The 23,579-nt window shown below is 70.3% G+C and carries 26 protein-coding genes; 9 read left to right on the top strand and 17 right to left on the bottom strand.

What is annotated here, in order from left to right; all coding sequences use genetic code 11:
- Window positions 1-35: 35 nt before the first annotated feature.
- Genes ACH34R_RS10535 through ACH34R_RS10515 form a run of 5 tightly spaced genes read right to left on the bottom strand, consistent with a single transcriptional unit; the run spans window position 36 to window position 5,232 of the window.
- Window positions 36-1,439: an amidase gene (locus tag ACH34R_RS10535; protein ID WP_397561158.1), complete on the bottom strand. Its 1,404-nt coding sequence runs from the start codon at window positions 1,437-1,439 to the stop codon at window positions 36-38.
- A 40-nt stretch (window positions 1,440-1,479) separates the two neighbouring features.
- The gene (locus tag ACH34R_RS10530) at window positions 1,480-2,424 is read right to left on the bottom strand and encodes an ornithine cyclodeaminase family protein (RefSeq protein ID WP_397561157.1); all 945 of its coding nucleotides are present in this window, start codon (window positions 2,422-2,424) and stop codon (window positions 1,480-1,482) included.
- The gene (locus ACH34R_RS10525) at window positions 2,421-2,864 is read right to left on the bottom strand and encodes a thioesterase family protein (RefSeq protein WP_397561156.1); all 444 of its coding nucleotides are present in this window, start codon (window positions 2,862-2,864) and stop codon (window positions 2,421-2,423) included. The genes ACH34R_RS10530 and ACH34R_RS10525 overlap by 4 nt, the downstream gene beginning before the upstream one ends.
- Complete coding sequence (locus tag ACH34R_RS10520) at window positions 2,861-3,808, bottom strand: 3-hydroxyacyl-CoA dehydrogenase NAD-binding domain-containing protein (protein ID WP_397561155.1); 948 nt, start codon at window positions 3,806-3,808, stop codon at window positions 2,861-2,863. Before ACH34R_RS10520 ends, ACH34R_RS10525 begins: the two co-directional genes overlap by 4 nt.
- Window positions 3,809-3,813: 5 nt before the next feature.
- Window positions 3,814-5,232 (bottom strand): APC family permease, encoded by a 1,419-nt coding sequence (locus ACH34R_RS10515; protein WP_397561154.1) that lies wholly within the window; start codon window positions 5,230-5,232, stop codon window positions 3,814-3,816.
- Between the two features lie 178 nt (window positions 5,233-5,410).
- Between ACH34R_RS10515 and ACH34R_RS10510 the strand changes: the two genes are divergently transcribed.
- Both ACH34R_RS10510 and ACH34R_RS10505 read left to right on the top strand, forming a co-directional pair.
- Entirely contained in the window at window positions 5,411-6,295 is an 885-nt protein-coding gene (locus ACH34R_RS10510) for a LysR family transcriptional regulator (protein WP_397561153.1), read from the top strand.
- Between the two features lie 82 nt (window positions 6,296-6,377).
- Complete coding sequence (locus ACH34R_RS10505) at window positions 6,378-7,349, top strand: GlxA family transcriptional regulator (protein ID WP_397561152.1); 972 nt, start codon at window positions 6,378-6,380, stop codon at window positions 7,347-7,349.
- Window positions 7,350-7,352: 3 nt separating this feature from the next.
- On the opposite strand, the gene ACH34R_RS10500 is transcribed toward ACH34R_RS10505, so the two are convergent.
- From ACH34R_RS10500 to ACH34R_RS10480, 5 genes are all read right to left on the bottom strand, one after another.
- Complete coding sequence (locus tag ACH34R_RS10500) at window positions 7,353-8,627, bottom strand: hypothetical protein (protein WP_397561151.1); 1,275 nt, start codon at window positions 8,625-8,627, stop codon at window positions 7,353-7,355.
- Window positions 8,624-9,646, bottom strand: a complete 1,023-nt coding sequence (locus ACH34R_RS10495) for a HesA/MoeB/ThiF family protein (RefSeq protein ID WP_397561150.1) — start codon at window positions 9,644-9,646, stop codon at window positions 8,624-8,626. Before ACH34R_RS10495 ends, ACH34R_RS10500 begins: the two co-directional genes overlap by 4 nt.
- A 270-nt stretch (window positions 9,647-9,916) precedes the next feature.
- On the bottom strand, window positions 9,917-11,605 hold the full coding sequence (locus tag ACH34R_RS10490; RefSeq protein WP_397561149.1) for a hypothetical protein: 1,689 nt from the start codon (window positions 11,603-11,605) through the stop codon (window positions 9,917-9,919).
- 150 nt (window positions 11,606-11,755) lie between these two features.
- The gene (locus tag ACH34R_RS10485; RefSeq protein WP_397561148.1) at window positions 11,756-12,901 is read right to left on the bottom strand and encodes a DUF1648 domain-containing protein; all 1,146 of its coding nucleotides are present in this window, start codon (window positions 12,899-12,901) and stop codon (window positions 11,756-11,758) included.
- Complete coding sequence (locus tag ACH34R_RS10480; protein ID WP_397561147.1) at window positions 12,898-13,287, bottom strand: GntR family transcriptional regulator; 390 nt, start codon at window positions 13,285-13,287, stop codon at window positions 12,898-12,900. The genes ACH34R_RS10485 and ACH34R_RS10480 overlap by 4 nt, the downstream gene beginning before the upstream one ends.
- 57 nt (window positions 13,288-13,344) lie before the next feature.
- On the opposite strand from ACH34R_RS10480, the gene ACH34R_RS10475 reads away from it, so the two are divergent.
- Genes ACH34R_RS10475 through ACH34R_RS10465 form a run of 3 tightly spaced genes read left to right on the top strand, consistent with a single transcriptional unit; the run spans window position 13,345 to window position 15,358 of the window.
- On the top strand, window positions 13,345-13,689 hold the full coding sequence (locus ACH34R_RS10475; protein WP_397561146.1) for a hypothetical protein: 345 nt from the start codon (window positions 13,345-13,347) through the stop codon (window positions 13,687-13,689).
- The gene (locus tag ACH34R_RS10470) at window positions 13,686-14,567 is read left to right on the top strand and encodes an ABC transporter ATP-binding protein (RefSeq protein WP_397561145.1); all 882 of its coding nucleotides are present in this window, start codon (window positions 13,686-13,688) and stop codon (window positions 14,565-14,567) included. Before ACH34R_RS10475 ends, ACH34R_RS10470 begins: the two co-directional genes overlap by 4 nt.
- Complete coding sequence (locus ACH34R_RS10465) at window positions 14,564-15,358, top strand: ABC transporter permease (RefSeq protein ID WP_397561144.1); 795 nt, start codon at window positions 14,564-14,566, stop codon at window positions 15,356-15,358. Before ACH34R_RS10470 ends, ACH34R_RS10465 begins: the two co-directional genes overlap by 4 nt.
- A gap of 71 nt (window positions 15,359-15,429) precedes the next feature.
- Here the strand turns inward: ACH34R_RS10465 and ACH34R_RS10460 are convergent, their stop codons facing one another.
- The gene (locus ACH34R_RS10460) at window positions 15,430-15,699 is read right to left on the bottom strand and encodes a hypothetical protein (RefSeq protein WP_397561143.1); all 270 of its coding nucleotides are present in this window, start codon (window positions 15,697-15,699) and stop codon (window positions 15,430-15,432) included.
- Window positions 15,700-15,948: 249 nt separating this feature from the next.
- On the opposite strand from ACH34R_RS10460, the gene ACH34R_RS10455 reads away from it, so the two are divergent.
- From ACH34R_RS10455 to ACH34R_RS10445, 3 genes are read left to right on the top strand one after another with little or no spacing between them, the layout of a single operon-like run.
- The gene (locus tag ACH34R_RS10455; protein ID WP_397561142.1) at window positions 15,949-16,383 is read left to right on the top strand and encodes an SRPBCC domain-containing protein; all 435 of its coding nucleotides are present in this window, start codon (window positions 15,949-15,951) and stop codon (window positions 16,381-16,383) included.
- The gene (locus ACH34R_RS10450) at window positions 16,370-16,741 is read left to right on the top strand and encodes an ArsR/SmtB family transcription factor (RefSeq protein ID WP_397561141.1); all 372 of its coding nucleotides are present in this window, start codon (window positions 16,370-16,372) and stop codon (window positions 16,739-16,741) included. The genes ACH34R_RS10455 and ACH34R_RS10450 overlap by 14 nt, the downstream gene beginning before the upstream one ends.
- The gene (locus tag ACH34R_RS10445; protein ID WP_397561140.1) at window positions 16,728-17,117 is read left to right on the top strand and encodes a VOC family protein; all 390 of its coding nucleotides are present in this window, start codon (window positions 16,728-16,730) and stop codon (window positions 17,115-17,117) included. The genes ACH34R_RS10450 and ACH34R_RS10445 overlap by 14 nt, the downstream gene beginning before the upstream one ends.
- A 115-nt stretch (window positions 17,118-17,232) precedes the next feature.
- Here the strand turns inward: ACH34R_RS10445 and ACH34R_RS10440 are convergent, their stop codons facing one another.
- The 6 genes from ACH34R_RS10440 to ACH34R_RS10415 all read right to left on the bottom strand — a co-directional run bounded on the left by ACH34R_RS10440 (window position 17,233) and on the right by ACH34R_RS10415 (window position 22,542).
- On the bottom strand, window positions 17,233-18,033 hold the full coding sequence (locus ACH34R_RS10440; protein ID WP_397561139.1) for an ABC transporter ATP-binding protein: 801 nt from the start codon (window positions 18,031-18,033) through the stop codon (window positions 17,233-17,235).
- Window positions 18,033-19,058, bottom strand: coding sequence for a branched-chain amino acid ABC transporter permease (locus tag ACH34R_RS10435; protein WP_397561138.1), 1,026 nt, complete (start codon window positions 19,056-19,058; stop codon window positions 18,033-18,035). The genes ACH34R_RS10440 and ACH34R_RS10435 overlap by 1 nt, the downstream gene beginning before the upstream one ends.
- Complete coding sequence (locus ACH34R_RS10430) at window positions 19,055-19,933, bottom strand: branched-chain amino acid ABC transporter permease (protein ID WP_397561137.1); 879 nt, start codon at window positions 19,931-19,933, stop codon at window positions 19,055-19,057. Before ACH34R_RS10430 ends, ACH34R_RS10435 begins: the two co-directional genes overlap by 4 nt.
- A gap of 43 nt (window positions 19,934-19,976) precedes the next feature.
- The gene (locus ACH34R_RS10425) at window positions 19,977-21,158 is read right to left on the bottom strand and encodes a branched-chain amino acid ABC transporter substrate-binding protein (RefSeq protein WP_397561136.1); all 1,182 of its coding nucleotides are present in this window, start codon (window positions 21,156-21,158) and stop codon (window positions 19,977-19,979) included.
- A 104-nt stretch (window positions 21,159-21,262) separates the two neighbouring features.
- The gene (locus tag ACH34R_RS10420) at window positions 21,263-22,045 is read right to left on the bottom strand and encodes an ABC transporter ATP-binding protein (RefSeq protein ID WP_397561135.1); all 783 of its coding nucleotides are present in this window, start codon (window positions 22,043-22,045) and stop codon (window positions 21,263-21,265) included.
- A gap of 107 nt (window positions 22,046-22,152) precedes the next feature.
- Window positions 22,153-22,542 carry an acyl-CoA dehydrogenase family protein gene (locus ACH34R_RS10415; protein ID WP_397561509.1) on the bottom strand — a complete coding sequence of 130 codons (390 nt, stop codon included), beginning with the start codon at window positions 22,540-22,542 and terminating at the stop codon, window positions 22,153-22,155.
- 290 nt (window positions 22,543-22,832) lie between these two features.
- On the opposite strand from ACH34R_RS10415, the gene ACH34R_RS10410 reads away from it, so the two are divergent.
- A complete protein-coding gene (locus tag ACH34R_RS10410) occupies window positions 22,833-23,528 on the top strand; it encodes a GntR family transcriptional regulator (protein WP_397561134.1) in 696 nt (231 codons plus the stop codon).
- Window positions 23,529-23,579 lie beyond the last annotated feature (51 nt).

The following is a 23,579-nucleotide window of genomic DNA, read 5'->3' as shown; positions in this document are numbered from 1 at the left end:
CGCGCCGACCACCGCCACGTCGGCATCCATCGCGCTCACGCTCCGGCCTCCGGCCAGTGCTGCCGCACCTCGGCCGCCGCCCCGATCCGGAACGGCGTGTCGTCGTCGAACGGACGCCCGACGATCTGCACCCCCGTGGGCACCCCGTTGCGGGCGACGCCGGACGGCACGGCCAGCACCGGGCAGCGGCTCATGATGTTGAACGGCAGCGCGAGCAGCGACTCCAGGTAGTGCCCGAGCCGTTCGCCGTCCACCTCGGGGCCGTGACCGACGTAGTCCTCGCCCGCGACCAGCCCCCGGGTGGCCGCCGTCGGGCAGACCAGCGCGTCGAACCGCTCGAACAGCTCGCCGACCGGCCGGTACAGCTCGGTCTCGATGGCGAATCCGTCGAGCACGCCCGCCCCGGCGGCCTCCTCGGCCGCCCACCGCGCGAACGCCTGGGCGTACGGGGTGCGGCCCTCGGCCGCGATGACCGCGCCGAACCCGTGGTGGAAGTGGATCGCCGCCGCGCGCATCACCCGCGCCCGCGGCACGCTGATCCCGGCCTCCTCGACGTGGGCCCCGGCCGCCCGCAGCCGCTCGCCGTACTCCCGCGTGTTGCGGCGGACCTCCGGATCGACCGCCCAGTCACCCAGGTCCTCCGACAGGGCGATCCGCATCCCGCGCAGGTCGCGACCCAGGCCGGCGGGGTCGGGCAGGACGTGCCGGGGCCGCAGCGAGCCGATGTCCGCCGGGTGCGGCCCGGCCACGACGTTCTGCATGAGCGCCACGTCGGCGACGGTCCGGGCCAGCACCCCGGAGTGGACGTAGGTGTCCAGGTGGTAGGGCGGGTCCACCGGCACCCGGCCGTGCGGCGGCTTGAACCCGGCCACGCCGCTGAACGAGGCGGGCACGCGGATCGAACCCGCGGTGTCCGACCCGGTCGCCAGTACCGTCGAACCGGCGGCGAGCGCCGCGGCCGAGCCGCCCGACGAACCGCCCGGGGAGAACTCCGGGTTCCACGAGTTGCGGGTGACGCCCCACAGCGCCGAGTGCGTGAACGCGGCGGAGGCGAACTCCGACGCCGTGCTGCGGGCGTGCACGATCGCGCCCGCGTCCAGGACACGCCGCACGAACACCGACGTGTGCCCGGCGACGGCGTCGCGGTAACGCAGCGACCCCTGGGTCCAGGGCTGTCCCGTGACCGGTTCGTCCTCCTTGACGACGGTGGGCAGCCCCTCCAGCGGGCGCGGCGGTTCGCCCCGGCCCGCGTAGCGGCGTTCGGCCGCCTTGGCCTGCCGCAGCGCCTCGTCGAAGAAGCGGTGGCACAGCGCGTTGACGACCGGTTCGGTGCGTTCGGCTCGGGCGATCACCGCCTCGGTCAGCTCGACCGGCGACAACCGGCGGGCGCGGAAGGCGCGCAGGGCTTCCGTCGCCGAAAGGTGGTGCAGTTCGTCCATCGTGTTCTTCTCCGGTTTCGTGGTGGTCGGCGCGCCCCGATCACCAGGCGATCTCCTGGCCGGCGTCCAGCGCCTCGGCGCGTTCGACGACGTGCCACGCGGCGGCGGCGTCCTGCACGCCGAGGCCGACGCTCAGGTAGGTCACCAGGTCGTCCGGGTCGCGGCGGGCGGTCGCGCGCCCGGTCAGTACGTCGCCGAGCGCCAGCAGTTCCATCGGCAGCCGGGCGGCGACCACGGGCCCGGCGTGGGCACGGGCGGTCGGTACGTGATCGACGACGACCGCGGCGCTCGCCGCCAGCAGGTCAGTGCCGATCTCGCGGCGGTGCTCCTCGAACGAGCCGATGCTCACCACCGTGGTCCCCGGGCGCAGCAGGTCCGGCGCGAGGATCGGCTCGGTGGCGAGCGTCGCGCAGACCACGACGTCGGCGTCGGCCACCGCATCGGGCACGCTGGCGACGGCGCGGACGGCCAGCTCGCGGGCGGCCGACTCGCGTTCCCCGGGGATCGGGGACCAGATGGTCACGTCCTTGAGGGGGAGCACCCGGGAGATCGCGCGGACGTGGGCCCGCCCCTGGGTGCCCGCGCCCAGCACCGCGAGCCGGGCCGCGCCCGGCCGGGCCAGCGCGGCGACCGCCACCGCGCTCGCCGCCGACGTCCGCACGGTGGTGACGGCTCCGCCGTCCAGTACCGCGACGGGCGCGCCGGTCTCGGGGTGCAGCGCCACCAGCACGGCGTGGATCGAGGGCAGGCCCCGCGCGGCGTTGCCGGGGTTGACGCTGCCGAACTTCGACACCGGCCCGGTCGCCGCGTCCAGGCGGGCGGCGTAGCAGAACACGGTGGAGTCCACGCCGTCAGGACCGCCGCCGATCTTGTCGGGTTGCCAGGCGTCGCCCGTGGCCAGCGCCGTGAACGCGGCCCGCTGGGTCGCGATGGCCGCGTCCGGGTCGAGCAGGGCGTACACGTCGGTCGCGGTGAGCAGTCTCATCGGCGGCCCGTCCGGCCCGCGTCCGGCGGCGGTGGCCGGAGCAGCGTCTCGGCGGCGGCGCGCACGTCGCCGGGGAAGGGCCGCGATCTTCCGCCCGGGATGTGGACGTGGACGCCCAGCACCTCCGCCGTGGCCCGCAGCCCGCCCCCGGCGGCCATCTCGTGCCACAGCAGCAGCCGTTTGGCGTCCACCCCGATCACCTGCGTGCGCACCTCAAGCCGCTCGCCCGGGAGCACCTGGTCGAGATAGCGCAGGTGGGCCTCGACAGTGAACACCATGCAGCCGGTCTCGGTGCGGTAGGCCGGCGTCATCCCGAGGTGCGCCAGCGCGTGCTCGGTGGCCTCGCCGAACACCAGCACGTAGTACGCCTCGCTGAGGTGGCCGTTGGCGTCGATCCACTCGTCCCGCACGGACCGGTGCAGAGTAGGTACGGCCGTCATGCCCCGGCCTCCCGCAGGGCCCGCAGGACCGCGATCAGGCGGCGGTCCCGCTCGGCGATCAGTTCGGCGGCGGACCGGCCGCCGGTGACCTCGGCCGCGCCCGTGACCAGCGCCTCGCGCAGCTCGTCGGTGAGCGGCGGGCTGTCCAGCCGGGTCCACGGGCCGTCCACGCCGAAGTGGTCGAGCGCGTGCGCGATGCCGCCCTCGCCGCCCGCCAGGTGGAAGGTGGTGGACGGGCCGTGAAACGGCCAGCGCAGTCCGGGCCCGGCGGTCACGGCGGTCTCGATCTGGGCGACGGTGGCCGCCCCGTCCGCGATCATGTGCAGCGCCTCCCGCCACAGCGCCTCCTGGAGGCGGTTGGCGATGAACCCGGTCACCTCGCGGTCCATCACGACCACCGTCTTGCCGGTCAGCGTGTAGAACTCCGCGGCCCACTCGACCGCCGCTCGCTCAGTGCGCTCCCCGCCGACGACCTCGACCAGCGGCACCAGGTAGGGCGGGTTGAACGGGTGGCCGACGACGAGCCGTTCCGGATGCGCGGCGGCGGCCTGCATGTCGGTCATCCGGTAGCCGGACGTCGAGGAGCCGACCACCACGCCGATGGGCGCGGCGGCGTCGATGCGGGCGAGCAGATCGGACTTCAGCGCCAGGTTCTCCGGCGCGCTCTCCTGCACGAACTCGGCGTCCGCGACGGCCTCTTCGAGCGTGGCCGCGACGGTGAGCCGGTCCGGTGTGGCGCCGTCGGCGAGGCCCAGCGACTCCAGCGCGGGCCACGCGGCGCCGACGATCCGGCGCAGCCGTTCTCCGGCGTCGGGCGCGGGGTCCCACGCGGTAACCCGGTGGCCGCGGGCCAGGAAGTGGGCCACCCAGCCGCCGCCGATGACACCGGCGCCCACGCAGGCGATCCGATCGACCGCGCCGGGTGCGACGGACGGTTGCCACATGCTGATCACCTCGGGTTGTGGTGGGTCGGGGTCCGATCGCCGAGGCGGCGAGCGGCGTAGAGGGTCATGGCCAGGGCCAGCACGCCGAACCCGATCAGTTCGTCCCGCCAGCCGCCGTAGCCGGTCAGTTCCGGGTTGAGCACGGCGACCACCAGCAGCAACAGGTTGATCGCGGCGAGGACGGCGGCGATCGGCAGCCAGTGCCGTGGCAGCCGGAACGCCCGGTCGGGGGTCGTGTCCGCGCGCCGCAGCAGTACGTAGCCGCTGAGCGCGATCACGACGGCGATCATGTATCCGATGTTCGAGGCGAACACGACGCCGAGCAGGTTGCCGATGAACACGACCAGGCCGATGTTGACCAGCAGCCCGGCGGTCATGGCGCGGGCGGGCATGCCCGCGGAGTTGAGCACCCCGAGGCCGCGCACGGTCAGCCCCTCGACGGCCATGCCGTGCAGGGCGCGCCCGCTGTCGGCGGTGGCCACCGACATGAGGTTGAGCATCGCCAGGCACAGCACGACCACGGCGAGCCAGCCCGCGCCGCCGAACAGGTTCTGGAACATCAGGACGGTGAAGCCGAGCGGTTCGGCGGTGATCGCCTCCTCGCCGGTCGTGCCCGCGGCGAGCACCGGCATCAGCACGAACACGGCCAGCGCGGCGATGCCCGAGGAGACGAGCGCCCGGGGAGCGTCCGTGCGCGGGTTGCGGTACTCCGGGGTGAAGGTGGCGGCGATCTCGGTGCCGTACACGGTCCAGCCCATGAGGAACAGCCACACGCACGCGACCACGAACGCGGACCGGCCGTCGCCGCCGAGGCCCCACGTCAGCCGGTCCAGGCGCAGGTTTCCGGTGAACAGCGCGGTCGCGGCGGCCACCACGAGGAGTACCAGCACCAGCGTGTTGACCAGCGTGCTGAGCCGGACCGCGGGCCGGATGCCGACCGTGTTGAGCAGCCACACCAGCACCAGCGCGGCCACCGCGACGGCGTGCGCGCCGCCCAGGTGCAGCGGGCCGACCCGCAGCGCCCCGGCTCCGGGGAACCACTGCGCGGCGGCCAGCCCACCGATCACCAGGGCGTTTCCGGCCAGGCCGAACGACCAGCCGATCCAGTAGCCCGCCGAGGCGAGCGCGCCGAGCGGGCGGGCGCGTCCACGCCACGCGGCCGAGGCGTACAGCGCGATGCCTCCGGGTTTGTCGGGGAACATCGCGGCCATCTCGGCGTACACGAAGTTCTGACAGATCGCCAGAAGTCCGGACACGGCGAGCAGCGCGACGGCCGCCCACGCGCCGAGCGCGCCGGTCCAGTAGCCGACCACGGCGAATGCGCTGGCGGGCAGCGTGATCGCCAGCGAGAACGCGTCTCGCCAGGTCATCACGCGATGGAAGTGTTGTGGAGGTTCGTCGGTGCGGGTGGGGTTTTCGGACATGGCGGTCTCCTTCCGTCGCCATAGCCCAGGGGCGGTCGCTCCGGCCGCGTCCTGAGCGGCGGGGGGAGAACCGGCCGCGGAGGAGAGGTTCGCGGCGTGGTACAGAATCGTCATCTGTTGTTTGGGATAAGTCAATTCTCGGGTTTTATCGCAGACCCATAAGTGTTAGCTTCTGGCTATGACGTTGGATGACCTGCGGGTGTTCATCGAGGTGTGCGAGCGGGGCAGCTTCACCGCGGTGGCACGGGCCATGTCGTGCAGCCAGTCGGCGGTGAGCCAGCACGTGCGGCGGCTGGAGCGGGAGTTCGGGCTGAGCCTGCTCGAACGGCGTCCGCGCGGCGTGCTGCCCACCTCGGCCGGGCGGTTGCTGCGTGACGCGGCGCTCGCGGGAGTGGGGCGGATCGACGCGGCGGCGCAGCAGTTGCGCGCGCTGGCGGCGGGCGGCGCGGGAGAGGTACGGGTCAGCTCGGGGGCCGCGACCGTCCGGCACTTCATGCCCGAGGCGATCGTGGAGCTGCGCCGCCGGCACCCGGGCGTGCAGCTCGCCCTGCGCACCCAGCCGACCAGCCGGGCCTGCCTGACCGACCTGGCCGCGAACCGCGCCGACATCGCGCTGATCTCGATCAGCGGCCCGATCCCCGACGTCGAGCTGCGCCCGCTGATCGAGCTGCGCTGGGCGCTGGCGGTCAACCAGCACGATCCGCTGGCCTCGCGGGCGAGCCTGTGCGCGGCCGAACTCGCCGACGTCCCGGACATCGTGCTGCCGACGTCGTCGAGTTCCCGGGGGCGGCTCACCGCGGTGCTCGGCGAGGGCGCGCTGCCGTCCCAGGCGGTCTCGGACTGGGACACCGCGCTGCTGCTGGCCGAGCTGGGGGTGAACCGGGCCGTCGTGGCGACGGTCCCGCACTTCGCGCCCTCGATCCATCCGGCGCTCCGGCTGGTGCCGATCCCGGACCTGCCCGCCCCGACCGCGGGCTGGGCCGCGCGCTCGTGGGCCGACCTCGATCCGCCCGCCGTCGAGTTCGCCGAACTGGTCGGGCGGCGAATGCGCGGTCTGGACTGACTCTTGGCCGGGTACCGGCGGATGCTCGGCGACGTGCTCCCGCTCTGGTGGCACGATCGTGGCCCTCCGCTAGGATCGTGCCGTGCATCGCGTCGTCGTCCTCGCGCTCGGCAGGGTCTATCCGTTCGAACTGGGCATCCCGACCCGCATATTCGGGGCCGCCGATGATCGGTACGAGGTCATCACGTGCAGCGCCGACGGCGGCCCCGTGGCGACCACCGCCGACTTCGCCGTCCACGTGCGGCACGGGCCTGAGGCGCTGGCCGGCGCCGACACGGTGATCATCCCGCCGTTCGCGATCTCGGGACCGGCCACGCCGGTCACGCCGATCACGCCGGACGGCGGGCTCGCCCCCGCGACGGCGCAGGCGCTCGCACGGATCGCCCCGGGGACCCGCATCGTGTCGATCTGCACCGGCGCCTTCGTCCTCGCCGCCGCCGGATGGCTGGACGGGCGGCCGGTGACCACGCACTGGCGTCAGACCGATCGGCTGCGGCGGCTCTTCCCCCGGGTCAAGGTCGATCCGGACGTGCTCTTCGTGGACGACGGCGACATCCTGACCTCGGCGGGGGCCGCGTCCGGGGTCGACCTATGCCTGCACCTGGTGCGGAAGGACCACGGCAGCGAGGTCGCCAACCAGGTGGCCCGCAAGTGCGTGGTCCCGCCGTGGCGCGACGGCGGCCAGGCCCAGTACATCGACCGGCCGGTCCCGGCCCCTTCCTCCGGCGGCCCGGCCAGGGCCCGCGAATGGGCGCTCATGCGGCTGCACCTCCCCGTCACGCTCGCCGAACTCGCGGCGGAGGCGCAGATGAGCGGCCGTACCTTCGCCCGCCGTTTCCGCGCCGAAACCGGGCTGAGCCCGGGGCGGTGGCTCATCCAGCAGCGGGTCGAACGCGCCCGGCGGCTGCTCGAATCCACCGACCTGCCGGTGGACCGGATCGCGTCCGAGGTGGGATTCGGGACCGCCGCCTCGCTGCGGCAGCACTTGAACGCGGCGATCGGCGTCTCGCCCGCGACCTACCGCCGCACCTTCCGGCCGCCCCTCGCGGGCTGACCGTCACGGCGGTGGCCTGCGCCGGGACGTCCGCAGTACGAGGATCTCGGCGGCGAGCGCGCCGAGCAGCGCGATCGACGCGCAGGCGACCCCGGGGAGCCGGGTCAGCGGCAGCAGCAGGCCGAGAGCCAGCATCCCGCCCACGTGCGCGACCGCCGCGCGGAGCAGCACCGAGGTGCGGTCGGCGGCGATGATCAAGGCGCGGGCCTGTCCGCGTACCGCCCACAGGGCCGGCACCGCCACGAGGACCGCCACCCACGACTCCCCCAGGTACGCGGGACCGGGGGGCACGTTGCTGAAGCCGGTGAGGTACATGTGCGCCAGCGGTGTGCAGGCGACCAGCAGGCCGGCCGCGAGCAGGGTCCCGGCCAGCAGGACGGTGAAGCGGCGCAGCACGGCGACGTCACCGGTGCGCCGCAGCAGGGCCGCGCCGACCGTCTCGAAATCCGACAGCGGGATCGTGCCCAGGGACAGCAGCCCGTAGAGGGCCGGCCACACGATCAGGGAGGCTTCGGCCGCGCCGGATCGGGCGAGCACCACCGTCGTGATCAGAGCGGGGCTCATGTTGAGCAGGATGTTGGAGGTCAGCCGCGCATGCTGACCCAGCAGCCGCCCTGCTCCCTTCTGGACGTCCTCGGTGACCGCCAGGCGCCGGACCGCCGTGCTCAGGTACGCCGCCTCCGCCCACGCGCCCGCCGACAACGCGACTCCGCCGACCGCCGCCGCGGTGAGCCCGGCCCGCCACAGTCCCAGGGCGGCGGCGATCGTCACGGCGATGCGTACCCCGGTGGCGACCGCGATCGGCTGGGTGCGGTCCCGCTCGATCAGGCGTCCGTGCAGGTAGCGGCGGAGCGCCACGGCCGGTGGCGCCGTGGCGAAGGACAGCAGGCACACCTGGAACATGCCGTGCAGCCCCGCCGGAAGGCCGATCAACGCGGGAACGGCCGGCAGCGCCGCCAGCCCCAGCATCACCGCGCCGCCCGCGACCCCGGTCACCAGCGCGTGCCGCAGCAGCGCGGACGTACCGTGCGCGGCCCGGGCGACGACGACCAGCGGGGCCAAGGCCAGCGCCGGGGAGTTGACGACGAACAGCACCGACAACCCGGCCCCCAGGGCGGCCAGCGCGGAAGGTCCCTGCGACATTCTCGTCACGACCGCCGCCACCACCGGGATCTCCCACGCCAGCAGCGAGGAGCCGAAGGCGGTCGGCACCCAGGAGCGGGCGAGGGCCCAGACGCGCGCTCCCCCGCTCAGGTCGTCTTCTCGCGTCGCGCTCACGTCCGGCAGGGGCAGTCCTTCCGGAATTCAAAGGGGGTGAATTCGAAGGTGAGGGTGTCGGCATTGACGTAAAGGCTCTGCCCGGCCGTGCGAGATGTCTCTTTTGCACCGGAGACCAGGCCGATGACCTCGTTCACGGCGATTCCCGCGACCATCGCGACCAAGGTCCCGGTGAGGCTGCCGGACTTCTCCGGCCGCAACACGTCCAAGTCGCGAATTCCCACGCATTCCATGCATGGAGTCCGGCCGGGAATCATCGTCGGCCCGACCCTTGCCCCTTTGTTGGTGATGCCGATCTGCCCGAACGGCACGCCCGTGCGCAGGCTCGCCTCGTTCGACCAGCGGATCGCGTGGTTGCGCGGCCGGTCATAGGCGTTGAAGAAGAAGTCGGCGCCCTGCACGAGTTCGACGATATCGTCGGCGGACTCGATCCGGGTGTGGTGGGCGATGAACCGCGACCGCGAATTCTGTAGCTCCAGATGCCGTTTCAGCGCGTCCAGCTTCGGCATCCCGATGTCCTGCTCGTCGAAGGTCGGGTGGGTCGGCAGATTCTCCTCGGCGAAGGTGTCGAAGTCCACCGCCTCCAGCGTGCCGATCCCCGCCGCGTTCAGCAACCGCAGCAGCGTGGTGCCGCCCGCCCCCGTCCCGATGATCACGATCCGGGCGTCACGCAGGCGTTTCATGCCCTCGTAGCCGTCCCAGCCGTCGCGGTCGTACAGCCGCAGGTGGTTGATCTGCCGGCTCCACCGCCGCAGATCTTCGGCATCCAGCGGGGGGACGTCGGCGGCGTCGTCCAGGACACCCTGCGATGCGAGGACCTCCAGCCAGGAATCCGTCTCGGGGAACCGCTCGCGCAACTCCGGTAAGGTGGCCGACCCGTCCAGGGCCATCACGAAGGACACCATTTCCTCGGTGGGATGCACGATCCTGAACTTTTCCGGACCGATCCCGATATAGAGATGCGGCTCGCCCGCAATATGGTAGATACGGAGAAATTCCTTGACTCTGGGCCGCTGCACTGATTCCTCCTTTCCGTGACGCCCGTATCGCTCCGTGGCGGGAGCACGCACTTCCTCCCGCCACGGACCAAACGCCTGGCCACGCCATCAGATGACGTTACCGTGCCACTCCTGAACGAGGCCCTCCTCGTGCACACACTCGATGGTCATTTCGGTCACCTCCCCCCGGACTACTTACTTAAGAGGGGAACACCACGACCATCGCCCCGTCAAGGCACACTGAATTCGGGTGAACACCTACGCCCTTTTCCTGCGCCGCCCCGGCACCGCTCACGGCTTCAGCTTGAGCCGCTTCTTCGACGCACCCGGGAACACGACGACCAGGTGCTCCTCCTCCGCGTCGCCGCCCCGTACATAGACACGGAGCCGGTAGCGGCCCTTTCCCGCGATCGCCAGGTCCGGCATCGGGGCACCCGCGCCCACGTCGCCGCCCTCGCCCAGCTCCGGCACGGTGAGCCGGCCGCTGCGGCTGACGATCGGCACCTCGTTGACCTCATCCCACCCGGCCGTCCGCCGCGGCGGCGCGGTACGGAAAGCCTTCACGGTGAGGCACAGATCAATGATGTCCCCGATGTGCCCGACGAGCACCGAGCTGCGGGATTCCCCGGTGAGGGTACTTCCGTCGTACTCCTGCTCCTGCTCCGGCGCCTCGTCGTCGGGGTCGTAGACCGAATAGCCGGGATCGCCGTCGGGGAACAGGTGGTACATGGCCGTGGCCTGGACGACACCCTTCGTCCGGGGCCACGGGTCGCGGCACTTCGCGTTCTTCTCGGCGAAGTAGGCGGCGGTCGCCTCCTTCGCCTCTTCGGTCGACCACAGCAGATCGGGCCGGGTCGCGCCGATGATCTCCGGGCACACGTAGACGAGGTCCGACGAGTCCACGGCCCAGGCGGCCCGCGCGCTTCCGGCCCGCGTCAGAATCGCCTCCTGCTCCTCGCGGTCCTTCGCCCGGCACAGCGCCCGCCCGTACGCGAGGACCTCCTGGTCCGACAGGCTGTCCGGGAACATGGGCGAGCCTCCGCCCTCCATGCTCCGGGCCGTGCACAGGAACGCGGCTTCGCGTTCGGCAGGCTTCAGGTCGCCGAAGTTGGGCCGGTCATAGCAGTTCATCGCCCAGCCGGTGTAGCTGAGGCGCGGGGTCTGCTCCGGCTGGATCAGCGCGATGATCGGCAGTACGATCACGGCCGCCACCCCGACGCGGATCACCCGCTGCCGCGCGGGCGTAAGATCCGCCAGGCGGTCCGCACCGGACATCTCACGGGCGGTCGCCGCCATCCACACGATGCTGACGAGCCCCACCGCGTCCATCACGACCGATATCACCAGGCTGCCGCTGGGGATCGTGCCGAAGAAAATGTTGAGCGGGAGTACCAGCATGTGGACGCCCACCGACGACCACCCGGCGATCAGCGTGCCCCGGCTCCACCGGCCGTCGCGCCACTGCCCGACGACCGTGATGATCGTCGCCGCGGCTCCGCTCAGCCCCAAGCCCAATTCGACCAGGCCGTCCCACTCAAGCTCCAGGAGGTCGAGTTCGTCGAGCAGTTCGTTGGCCATCACGGCCACGTCGACAGTGAAGATCGCTGCGGCCGTCGTGCGCAGCATGCGGGACCGCCAGCGGATGACGGGCAGGTAGAGGACGTAGATCGCGGCCCACAACACGAGCTCGAATGCCGCGCGGACCGCGCCCGGCAGCAGCGCGATCGGGAACCACAGCACGAGCAAGTACGCCACCGCCACGTACAGCAGCCGGCGCAGCGCCTTCGCCCGGCGGTCCAGCGGTCCGGACGCGGGGGCACGCAGGATCAGCCACAGGAACGCGACCTTCACCAGAGCGGCCACGAGCAGCGCCACGGTCGTCATGGTGTCGAGCCCGTCGGGCGCGTAGAAGTCCGTATAGGCCGGCGGCGACCATTCGACGGCCACCCAGAGCCAGTCGTCTCCGAGCACCAGGCCCACGACCGCCGCGGCAAGAACCAGGCCGACTACTCCAGCCCTAACAAACCGCCATAAATTACCCGAATTCACGGAACGCGATCTTAGCGGGCACCGCCGACACTCTTTGGCGGCTATTTGCGGCTATTTGCGGCTATTTCTCGCGGGACATGGTCAAAAGAGGCCGTGCTTCTCCGGCAGATCGACGACCCCGGCCAAGGCCAGCCCCGCGAGCACGATCAGGGTCATGGCGAGGACGCCGAGCAGGAGCCAGGCGAGCGGGTGGCCGAGGTTGAGGGTCCACGAGGAGGAGCCGAGGCGGGCGTGGACGAGGAGGGCCGGGTCGCGGCGGTTGATGTAGACGGCGCCGGCCAGGAACCAGTGGCGGTCGTCATCGCGCTGGGCGACGCCGGAGTCCTCCTGTTCCTCGCCGGGCAGAGCGGGCAGCCGGTGACCGGCCTGGCCCACCTTGATCGTCCACGTCAGCCAGCCGCCCAGCAGTACGACGAGCGGGGCGAAAACGGCCACGTCCCAGACGATCGCGGGGGTGACGATCTCCCACAGTCGCAGTGCCGCGAAGAACAGGCCGAGGTTCAGGCAGGCCGCCGACAGCAGCGACATCACCGCGACGCCGCGCAGGTAGACGCGGTAGCGGCGGGCCGAGCCCCGGGGCCTGGCGGCGTCGAGGTCGGGACGGGCGCGCAGCGTGGCCACGACCGTGGCGAGGACGATCAGGACGATGGCGATCTGGTAGATCACCGGCTGGAAGGCGACCAGCACGGTCGTCGGCTCACGCTGGGAGGAGGCCGTGCCGTACCCGAGGAACGGCGGCAGCGTGGCCGGCAGTCCCCCGTAACGCGCCCAGCCGATGCCGGCGGTGAGCAGAAGTACGGCCAGCGCGGGAAGGCCCCACGACCAGGGCACGCGAACCGGGTCGGTGCGGAAGGTGGTGTCCACGGTGACGGCCTGGCGGCGTTCGGCCGCCCACCCGCCGGCGAGCTTGGCGGCGCGGACCATGCGGTGAGCGCGGCAGAACAACAGCAGGTCCACGACCATCACCGCCGTCGCGGAGATGGCGATCACCACGGCGGACCCTGTGACCAGCAACGCCAGGATCGAGACCACCGCGGCGATCCCGGCCACCAGAACGGTCAGACGGGCGTAGAACCGGCGCGCCGCGACGATGGCGGGATCGCCCGCCCGCTGGACGTTCACGCGCACCCCGAACGGCAGGGTGGGCCTGGCCAGCCCCGGAAGCGCCAGCATCAGGGACGTGACCAGCGCGATCAGTATCAGTCCGGCGCAAAGGAGCAGGATCACGCCCCCTCCTCGAAACCGCTCAGTAGCGCCTCGCACCGGCGCAGCACATCCTGCCGGTCCATGCCATGGACGGTGGCTTCCGCCAGCAGCACACGCATGCGTTCCTCCCAGTCATCGACGAAGGGTGCCTCGGGCGGGCCTGTGGTGGCATCACGCCGTACGACCGCGCCGCTCTTGCGGTTGATTCGGATGATGCCCTGCTGTCGCAGCAGGTCATAAGCCTTGCTCACGGTATGGAAGTTGATGCCGAAATCCGCGGCGAGCTGCCGCGTGGAGGGTAGCGGGTCGCCTTCGCGCGCCTGCCCCCTGGCGATCGCCTCCACGATCCGGTCCCGGATCTGCTGGTAGATCGGGACCTCGCTGTCGAGGTCAAGGGTCAACTGCACACCGTCACTCTATCTGATATACAACTAATAGAACAGATAGTGCTTGGAGGGCAGATCATGTTGCAGGCAGAGATCCACCAGAACACCCTGACCGTCCGCTTCGCCCCATGGGCGCGGTTGTTCACCAGGACCGGCGCGGTGAGCGTGCCGCTGACGGAGATCGCCGAGGTACGCCCGCTCGACCGGCCGCTGCGAGCCGCCACCGGCACGTACCACGGCCTGCTCGTCTCCGGCGTCATCAAGGTCGGCACCTGGACCTCCCTGAACGGCGTCAAGCGCCTGGTCGCCGCCCGGCGGGACGTCGGCGGCGTGCAGATCATCCTGAAGAGGCCGGTGGCAGGCCACGACGAGCTGATTCTCAGCGTTCCGGACGCCGGGCGGCTGCTCGCGGTGCCGGCATGAACGTCGAGGTGCGCGGTCTGAGCAAGGCGTTCGGGCCGATCAGCGCCGTCACCGACCTGAGCTTCGAGGCCGGAGCGGGCAGTGTGACGGGATTCCTGGGGCCGAACGGCGCAGGCAAGACCACCACCATGCGAATGACGCTGGGCCTGGTCACGCCGACCTCCGGCACCGCCACGTTCGGCGGGCGGCGCTACGCGGACCTGCCCCGCCCGTCGGCCACCGTCGGCGCCGTACTGGACGGTGCGGGCTTCCACCCCGCCCACACCGCCCTCGACCACCTGCGAGTCTACGCCCGGATGGGCCGGTACGGCAGGGCCCGCGCCGAGGAGGTCGCCGACCTGACCGGGGTGTCGGCCTTCGCCGGCCGCCCCACGCGTACCCTGTCCACCGGCATGCGGCAACGCCTCAGCCTGGCCACCGCGCTGCTCGGCGACCCCCAGGTGCTGCTGCTGGACGAACCGAGCAACGGCCTGGACCCCGAAGGCATCGCCTGGCTGCGGCACTTCGTCCGCGAACTGGCCGCCGACGGGCGTACCGTCCTCATCTCCAGCCATGCGCTCGGCGAGATCGAGCACATGGCCGACCACGTGGTGGTGATCCGCGACGGGCGGCTGGTCACCACCGGGCCCATCACCGGCCTGTACGGCCCGGCCACCGTGCTGGTCCGCTCCCCGCAGGCCGGCCTGTTCGCGGCCGGGCTGACGGCGGGCGGGGTCCGGGTGGAACATCCCCAGCCCGGCCTCCTGCGGATCCACGGTCTGAGCACCGCCGAGGTCGCCGCCGCAGCCGCCTCCCACGGCATCGCGCTGCACGAGATCACCCCCGAACGTCCCACCCTCGAACAGGCATTCCTGCACCTCACCGGAGGTTCCCGATGAGCGCGCTGCTGGCCGCGGAGTGGACGCGCCTGACCAGTACCAGGCTCTGGCTGTGGGGCCTGCCGGCCGCGCTGGGCAGCGGGGCCGTCGCCGGCCTGCTCGCACTCGCCGGTCCGGAGAACTTCACCCCTCCGCTGCCCGGGCTGGACACCGCCCAGGGCGTCCACATGCTGCTGGGCCTGCTCGGCGTCACCGTCTTCGCCCCCGCCCTGCTCGGCACCATCGCCGTCTCCGCCGAGTACCGGCACCGGACCATCACCACCACGACGCTGTTCGCTCCCAGACGCTGGACCTGGCTGGTGGCCAAGCTGGCGATCTACACCGGCGCGGGGCTCTGCTACGGCGCGATGGCCGCGACCGTGGCCGGCGGCGCGCTGGCCGGCGTGGCCATGCTCAAGGGCAGCACGCTCGGCCTTCCGGCCGCCACGATCGCGGCCCTGCTGGCCCGCATCGCCCTGGCCATGGCCGTCTACCTGCTGCTGGGCGTCGCCGTGGGCGCACTCCTGCGCAACCAGGTCGCCGCCCTCGTCGCCGTCGGTGCCTACTTCTACGTGATCGAGACCGTGCTGATGCTCGTCCCGGGGGTCAAGCTGCTCTACCCCTACCTCCCGGGCGGGGCCACCGCCGCGCTGACCGGCTTCACGTACCTGGCGGACGCCATCGGCGACCAGACCGGGACCTCCGCGTCCGTACTGCTGCCCGCGCCGGCAGGCGCCGCCGTACTGGTCTGTTACGCCCTGATCGCGGTCGCCATCGCCGTGGCGGCTCCACTGCGACGCGACATCATGTGAGCGATCACCGGCCGCCGCACGAAGGCCGGTACTCCGCCCCGGGCAGCGCTGTTCCCGCGGGGCCCGGCTGATCACGCCGCGCGTGCCCCGGCCTCGGGGTGCGCGGGAAGAGCTGGACCCTGCTCGCGGGCGACCAGGGCGAGGGCGAGCCAGATCAGCGCCGCGCCTGCGGGGAGGAGATCGAGATCGACCGTGATGGCGGCGAAGGCCCTCGCGCCGGCGACATAGCAGATCTCCGCCGCCTTGCCGATGTCCCGGCCCACCACCGAGACCTGGGTCGGGACACGGCTTCCGGCCAGGGAGTAACAGATCGACCGGGCCAGGCCCCCGGTACCGATCACGATCAACATGGCGGTGCCGGCTGAGAGCCCGATATCGCGGAAACACCTGGCATGGACTCCTCCAACACGGCGTCGGCACCTCGGTCTGACACATTCGCGTCACTGCTGAACAGTCCGCGCTGGGACGACCAAGTCGGCAAAGGCGTTCGAGACCTGCCGGCAGGGCATCCTCCAGGCTTGCGGGGCGGCGATGGCAACCTGTAGGTTCCCATTGAAGGCAACCTGAAGGTTGCGAAGGAGAGTGCGAGCATGGTTTCGGACGCGATCGAACGCGTGGTGCTGCTGCGGCACCCCATCGAGCGGGTGTGGGCGGCGCTGACCACGGCCGAAGGGCTCTCGCGGTGGTTCGGCTCGGTGGCGGAGATCGATCTGCGGCCGGGTGGGCGCGCGTTCTTCCGTTGGGACGACCTCGACCAGGAATCCGCCGCCACCATCGTGGTGGTCGACCCACCGCACCGGTTCGCGTTCAGGTGGGCGATCGAGGGCCTGCCGGAGGATGACGCACCCCGGACGCTTGTGGACTTCACCCTGGAACCGGTGCCGGACGGCACTCGGCTGCGCCTGGTGGAGAGCGGGTTCGACCAGGCCGCCGGCGACGTGGCCCGGTCTGCCCACAAGGCCAACAGTCAGGGGTGGGACATGGAACTCGTTGACCTGGAGAACTACCTCGATGCGACCGCCTGACGTGGACGAGCAGGCCGTGGCGGTGTTCGCGGCGCTCACCGATCCAACGCGGCGGGCGCTGCTGGAGGAACTCGCCCGCGCCGGACCCGCGACCGTCACCGATCTCGCGCGACGGCTGCCGATCAGCCGCCAGGCGGTCGCCAAGCACCTGGGCCAGCTCGCCGAAGCGGGCCTGATCAGTTCCGGCGAACCGGCGGGCCGCCGCCATCCCTACCGGTTGGAACCAGCCGCCATTCGCACCGCCCAGGTGTGGCTGGCCAGACTCGCCAACAGGTGGGACGACCGGCTGGCCGCGCTGGAAGACGTACTGGACGCCACCGACACGAACCGAGGAGTCACCCACCATGAGCAAGCCTGAATTCACGGCCGGCCTGAACATCGCCATGAAGATCCCCAAGGCACAGTACGAGGCCACCGTGGCCTTCTACCGCGACACCCTGGGCTTCGACGTCAAAGAAGACGACGTCTCCTACGCTCCGACCGTCTCCAGAACCCATTCGGTCCGGTTCGGACCCAACACGCTGTGGCTGGACTGTGTCGACAACTACAGCCGGCCCGACCTGTGGCTACAGCTCCACACGGACGACCTGGACGCGGCAGCGAGCAAGCTGGCCGACATCGGTATCCACCCGTGCGACGAGGTCGAGCCCCTGGAGAACCTCGATTCCAGAACCCACTGGATCAAGAACCCGGCCGGTGTCGTCCACCTGCTCGCGGAGTCCGGCCGATCCTGATGCGATCGACCAGGCGCGCCGCCGGGGCACCGAATCCGGTCCGAGGCCGCCGGAGCGCCCTCTGACCTGGGCCGAACGACCGGTCGAAAAGGTTCAGGGGCAGGATGTGATCTTCCTATCTGGTCTTCTCAAGCGACGCAGGAGGTGACTCCGCTGATTTCCCCTCGTCCTCGCCGAGGTACGCGTCGATGACATCAGGCCGCTGGAAGACTTCCCGCGGCGGCCCTTCTGCGAGGATTCCACCGCCGCTGAGCACGGTTATGCGGTCACAGATGTCCGTTACGACCCGCACGTTGTGCTCGACGATCAGCACCGTCAGCCCGGATTCGCGCAGCCACTCCAGCCGGGTGCGCAGGACCTCGATCTCGTGGTCGTTCATACCAGATGTCGGCTCATCCAGGACGAGCAGGCGAGGGCGCACCATCAGCGCCCGGGCGATGTCGATCATCTTCAGGTCGCCGCTCGCGATCGTACCGAGTTCTCGCTCCAGCAGATCGGGGCTGAGGCCGAGCGAGGTCAGTGCCTGTTCACAGCGCTGGGCGAACATGTGCCGCTGGTGCGCGGCCTTCCACGGCCGGAACGCCACCGTGTGCCACTGTAGGGTCCTGATCTGGTGCTCGCCCAGCCTGAGCAGATCGGCGACGGTCATGTCGTCGGGGGCCTTTGGATTTTGGAAGGTGCGTCCGAGTCCTTTGCCCACCCTCCGGTGGGCCGCCAGCCCGTTCAACCGCCGGCCGTCCAGTGTGATCGTTCCCGTGCAGTCGACGAATCCGCTGATCGCGTTCAGCAGTGTGGTCTTGCCGGATCCGTTCGGCCCGATCAGCCCGTGGATCTGGCCGCGGGTGACCGCGACGGAGACGTCTCGGAGCACGTGGGCACCGCCGAAACGAACATTGAGTCGCGTGATTTCCAGCACTATGCCTCCTCCTGCCTGGTACGAGCGCGGCGAATTCGGCCGCCCAGCCTGCCGGCCACGGCTTTCCCGACACCCGCCACGCCACCGGGCAGCAGCAACAGCAACAGCAACGTGGCCAGTCCGTACACCAGGCCGCTCGCCTCGGCGAGATCGAGCATGCCGCGCGAGGCATAGGTGAGCACCACCGCCGCGACCACTGTTCCCATGCTCGACGACGCCCCGCCGAACACCACGATCAACAGCAGCAGGACCGCCGCGCCGAGACCGAAATCCTGCGGGCCCACATACCCGTTCAGAATGGCCAGCAGCGCACCGGCGAGACCGGCGAGGCCCCCGGAGACGATCGTGGCCAGAGTCCGGCTCCTGTCGATGGCGACGCCCGCGGCCTTGGCCATGTACTCGTCTGCCGCCGCCGCCTTGAGTGACAGGCCGAATCTGGATTTCCGCAGGCAGTGCACCAGGTACGCGCACCCGGCGACCAGCGGAACCGCCAGCAGGAGGAAGTATCGCGGGTCGGCCAACTGCAGGCCGAACAGCGAGACCAGGGCGACGGGGTGGCCGTTGGAACCACCGGTGACCGAACTCTCGTTGACGAGCACCAGCCGCACGCCCTCGGCCAGGGCGAGTGTCGCCAGCGCGAAGTAGTGTGACTTGGTCCGCGCACCTACGACACCGCTGAGCCCTGAGACGGCCGCGCCTGCCACAACGGCCAGCAGCAGCGCGGGCAGGAGACCGATCGTGTCCAGGGCGATCAGCGCGACGGTGTAACCGCCCACGGCCATGATCGCGGCCTGCGCCAGCGACAGCATGCCGGCGAGTCCGAACACCACGGTGAGGCCGAGTGCCGCGATCGCGTACACACAGGCGAGCGAGATGGTCATCAGGGTGGTGTCGGGCGCGCCGCTCAACGCGACCATGAAGACGGCCGCCGTCACCGTGAAGCCCAGCGGGCCGCGCACCGGCTGTAGCCCCTGGGCCCGCCGCCGCCAGCCGCGGTAGGCGGCCGATCGAGTAATCGAGCTCATACCTGCCGCACCGCCTCGATGTCATCGCCGAACAGTCCTCGTACTCGAACCAGCAGCACGAGGGCCATGACGAGGTAGGCGACGCCGAGACCGTACCCGGCGCTGAGATAGACCTGGGTCATGTTGATGAGCAGCGCGATCAGGAAGCCGCCGACGAGCGCGCCGGGCAGACTGCCGAGGCCGCCGAGAACGGCGGCGCTGAACCCGATGGTGCTGAGTTCCAGACCGCCTGTGGGCTTGAGCCCGGTGACCGGTGCGATCAGCACGCCGGCCAGACCGGCCAGGACTCCGCCGAGCACGAACGACAACAGGTACATCCGAGCCGGGCTGACCCCGAACAGGGTGACCACCTCGGGGTCCTGTGCGCAGCCGCGCATCGCCCTTCCCACCTTGGTCGTGGCGATGATCCACAGCAACGGCAGCACGACCGCCCCGGTGATCCCGACGATGACGACCTGGTTCGGTGTGATCGACAGACCGGAGATCCGCCAGGGCTCGTCGGAGGCGAGGCTTTCGAGGTAGAGCGGCTGACTTCCCCAGACGAGGCTGATCACGGCCTCGATCACGATCGCGACGGCGACCGTGGCCAAGATCGGCACACTGATGTGGCGGGTACGGAGCGGCGCGAGGACCACCCGGTCCATCACAAAGGCGAACGCCGCCGCGGCGAGCACGCCGCCGAGCACCGCGACGGGCATGGCCAGGCCGAGCTTCAGGAGGCTGTAGGACACGTACGGGGCCAGGATCGCGATGCTGCCGTGCGCGAAGTTGACCAGTTTCGTCGTCTGGTAGATCAGTGAGAAGCCCACCGCGATGAGGGCGTAGATCGCACCCGCCGCGACCGCACTGATGATCGTCTGTCCGAAGATCGCCATCATCGACCTGCCCGGATGTCATGCCGCCGCAACGAGACCACGGTCATTCGGCGTCTTCGGGAAGCAGGACGTCGACGAGCTTGCGCTTTCCGTTCTCCCAGGTCCCGGTGAGGACGAGCGGGTTGACCGGGTCGCCCTTCTCGTCGAAGGCGAAGTCGCCCATCGGCAGGTCGGGGATCTTGGCCTTCCGGTAGGCGGCGTTGAACGCCTCCGCGGATTGTCCTGCCCCCGGGTTGCTGCGCAAGGTGCTCAACATGGTGACGGCCATGGTGTAGAAGGATGCGCAGTCCGCGTTCGGCGGGTAGCCGAAGCGGTCCTCCCATTTCTTGCTGAAGCCTCGTGCCGCGTCCGACCATTCGGGGAGGAACGGAGTCGAGTAGGTGATCTTGTTCGCGAGCTCGGGGCCGACGGTCTTCAGGAAGGTGTCGCTGGAGGCGGTCGTCGGGAAGTAGAGCTTGGCGTCCAGGCCGAGCTGATAGGCCTGTTTGGCCAGGCGTGCGGCCTGGAGGTCGTAGCCCTCCATGTAGGCCACACCGATACCGGCGCGTTTCAGCGCGAGCAACTGCCCGGCGTAGTCGGTGGCGGCGTACTCATAGGTCGAATTCACCGCCGGGGTGACGCCGAGGTCGGCGAAGCCGGCTGTGATCGTCTTGTTGTTGGCCAGCCCGTAGGGGGTCGTGTCGGTGATGACACCGACCTTGCCCTTCTTGTCCGACTTATCGTGAATCCACTTTGCGTAGATCTTGTTGGTCAGCCCGTCGTGAGTTTGCACGCGGAAGATGTACTTGTTGCCCTCCGCGGTCAGCGACGGATCGAAGCTGCCCGACACAATGGACACTTTCTTGGCTTGGGTGAGCGGTATCGCCGCTCGGGTGTCACCGGAACAGACGGTGATCACAGCGATGGGGTTCTTGGCGAGGACCGTGCGGGTGGCGGCGACCGCGGCGGACGGCTCGCATTTGGCATCGGACTTGGCGAGCGCGATCGGTCTGCCGCCGGCTTCGCGGCCGAGCTCACCGAAAGCGAGCTCCCATGCGTCGTCAAGCCATTCGCCATAATAGGCCGCGTCACCGGAGTAAGGCGCCGCTATTCCCACCGTGATCGGAGCGTCTTCCGCCGCCTCGGTACCGCTGCCGCATCCGGTCAGGGCGAGGGCGGTGACAGCACCTCCGGCTATCAGCGTCGTGACCCTGCGGGCTGGGTCATGGCCGTGCGTGGTTCTCATCTTTCACTTCCGATTTTCTGAGCCTCGGGCCGGCGGCCATCACCGAACCCCATATCGTTGGTCGTCGCCGCGCCGGCGGGTCGTCATGACCATCCCCGCCGGCGTCACGCCCTCCGGGCGTCGCCCACACCGAGATAGCCGTCCCGAAGTCGATCCGCGGCCAGCAGTTCGGCGGCGGCTCCGGTCAGCACTCCTCGCCCCTCGTCGAGAACCATTCCTCGATCCGCCGTGCGCAGGCTCTTGCGGACGTTCTGCTCGACGAGAAGAATCGCGGTGCCGCCTTTCGCGATCTTGGTCATTTCCTCGAGTACGTCCTGCTGGTAGGCGGGTGACAACCCCGTCAACGGCTCGTCCAGCAGCAGCGCCACCGGCCGTGACATGAGCGCCCGGCCAATCGCGAGCAGTTGCTGTTCACCGCCGCTGAGGGTTCCCGCCCGACGCGCGCCCCAGGTCGCGAGGGCGGGCAGCATGGCAAGAACGTCGTCCAACGCCGACGCCAGGGCGGTACGGGAATGCTGATATCCGCCGAGTTTCAAGTTGTCCAGCGCCGTCATTCCGGGGATCACCCGTCGTCCAGCCGGAACATGGGCGATTCCACTGCGGGCGACTCGTTCGGCGGACAGGCCGGTGAAATCCCGCCCCTGCAAACGCACACTCCCTCGCCGGCAGGGCAACAGGCCCGACAGCGCGCGCAGCAACGTGGTCTTGCCCGCCCCGTTGCGACCGACCACCGCGAAGATCTCGCCTGCTCCCACCGTGAGCGACAGGTCGCGCAGAATGGCCGGGCCCCGGTGGTAGCCGACCTCGATCTCGCTGACGACCAAGCCCTGCTCGGCACGCACAGCAGGATCTTCCTTGGGTCGCTCCTTGCCCGCTTTCCACAGCATCTTCCCCACCTCCGGGGATGGTTCTGTCGATCGATGTATAATACTTTTTATATTCCATAGTCAATGGCGAGAGGCCTCGCCGGCTGCCCGCGCACAGGCGAGATCGCCTATCGGGAAGGCGGTTCGGCGGAACGCGTCGATGTCCGCGGGTTTCGCGTCGACGACGGGCGCATGGATGTCGGCCGTGCCCTCGTGGCCCCAAGGGCCGGCCTCGCGTCGGCGCCGCCCGCGTCGGCGGGTCCGCCCAGGCCGATGTCGCCGGGGCGTGGCCGGCAGGAGTCCTTCATCCGTCCGAGGTGGTGAGCGAGAAGGGTGGCGCGGCTGACTTCGAGTGCCATGGCGGCGATTTTCTGTTGAGCGGGCGGAAAAGACGCGATCGGCCCGCCGTACCGAGCACGGTCGGCGCCGTGGTCGAATGCGGCCGAGACGCAGGCTCGCGGCTCCGGGGTGGCCTGGTGTTCTTCTGTTCCTCCGAGCTCCGTCGGCGGATCGCGCAGATCGACGGTGAGCCCGGTGCGGAGACGTGGCCGCGAGGTCCGCGGGAAACGGTCGCTCCAGCGAACCGGCTGCCGGCGCGAGGGATCACCCGCTCGGCGAAGTAGGCGCGCACAGTGCCGTGGTCAAGGCGCTCCTCGTCGCCCAGCGATACGTCAACGGCAGGGAAATGGCTAAGGTCGGTCCGGGCGGGCGCGGGGTGGTGATCATCACCCTCCTGCCATAGTCTGTAAAATATAGAGCTAAGCATGCAAGGTTCACATCCGGCAAGCAAGCCCACCTTGGGGAGAGCATGAGTTTGCCCGAGTTCACGCCGCGGGAGTCAGTGCGGCGCCGTCGGCTCACCGCTCGCGACGTGGTCGCGGAAGAACTGCGGCGCGGGATCGTGAGCGGGCGGCTGCCACCCGGCACCAAGTTGACTCCACAGGAGGTGGCCGAGCGGCTCGGAGTGAGCCAGACGCCCGCCAGAGAGGCGATCCAGCTTCTGACGAGCGAGGGCCTCATTCAGAACGACGCGTTCCGCGGCGCGCAGGTCTCCCCGTTGACCGTCGAGGAGTACGAAGAGCTCTATCTCATGCGGATCGGCATCGAGGGCTTCGCGGCACGACTCGGGGCCGAGCGCATCGCCCGCGAAGGCGTCGAGCAGATGGCGGAGCTGCTGACCGAGATGGAGCACGCGGCCAGGGCGGCCGACTTCGACCGCTTCTATGAGGCCGATCACCAATTCCACCGGCTGCACTACCGCGCGACCAACCGCGAGTCGCTCGTTCGCCGCATCATGAACCTGCGGGTCGCGACGGAGCGATATGCCCGGGTCGCGTACCGAATGCCCAAGGTCAGCATGGAAGACACCCTGGCGAACCACCGATCGCTGCTCGATGCCGTTCGCGCAGGTGACGGTGCCACCTGCGAGGCCGTGCTCAAGGAAGATCTCAGTCGCACGCTCGACGCCTTCACGAAGGGCTTCCCGCTCGACGACGCACAGTAGCCGGCGGCTCCGGGTCGCTCCCACCCATTGACTTTGGTTTGGAGCGACGCC

The sequence above is a fragment of the Spongiactinospora sp. 9N601 genome (assembly GCF_044326295.1).
In the GTDB taxonomy this organism is placed as follows: domain Bacteria; phylum Actinomycetota; class Actinomycetes; order Streptosporangiales; family Streptosporangiaceae; genus Spongiactinospora; species Spongiactinospora gelatinilytica.
Note: the sequence above shows the minus strand (reverse complement) of the source record. Positions and strands in the feature narration are given on the sequence as shown.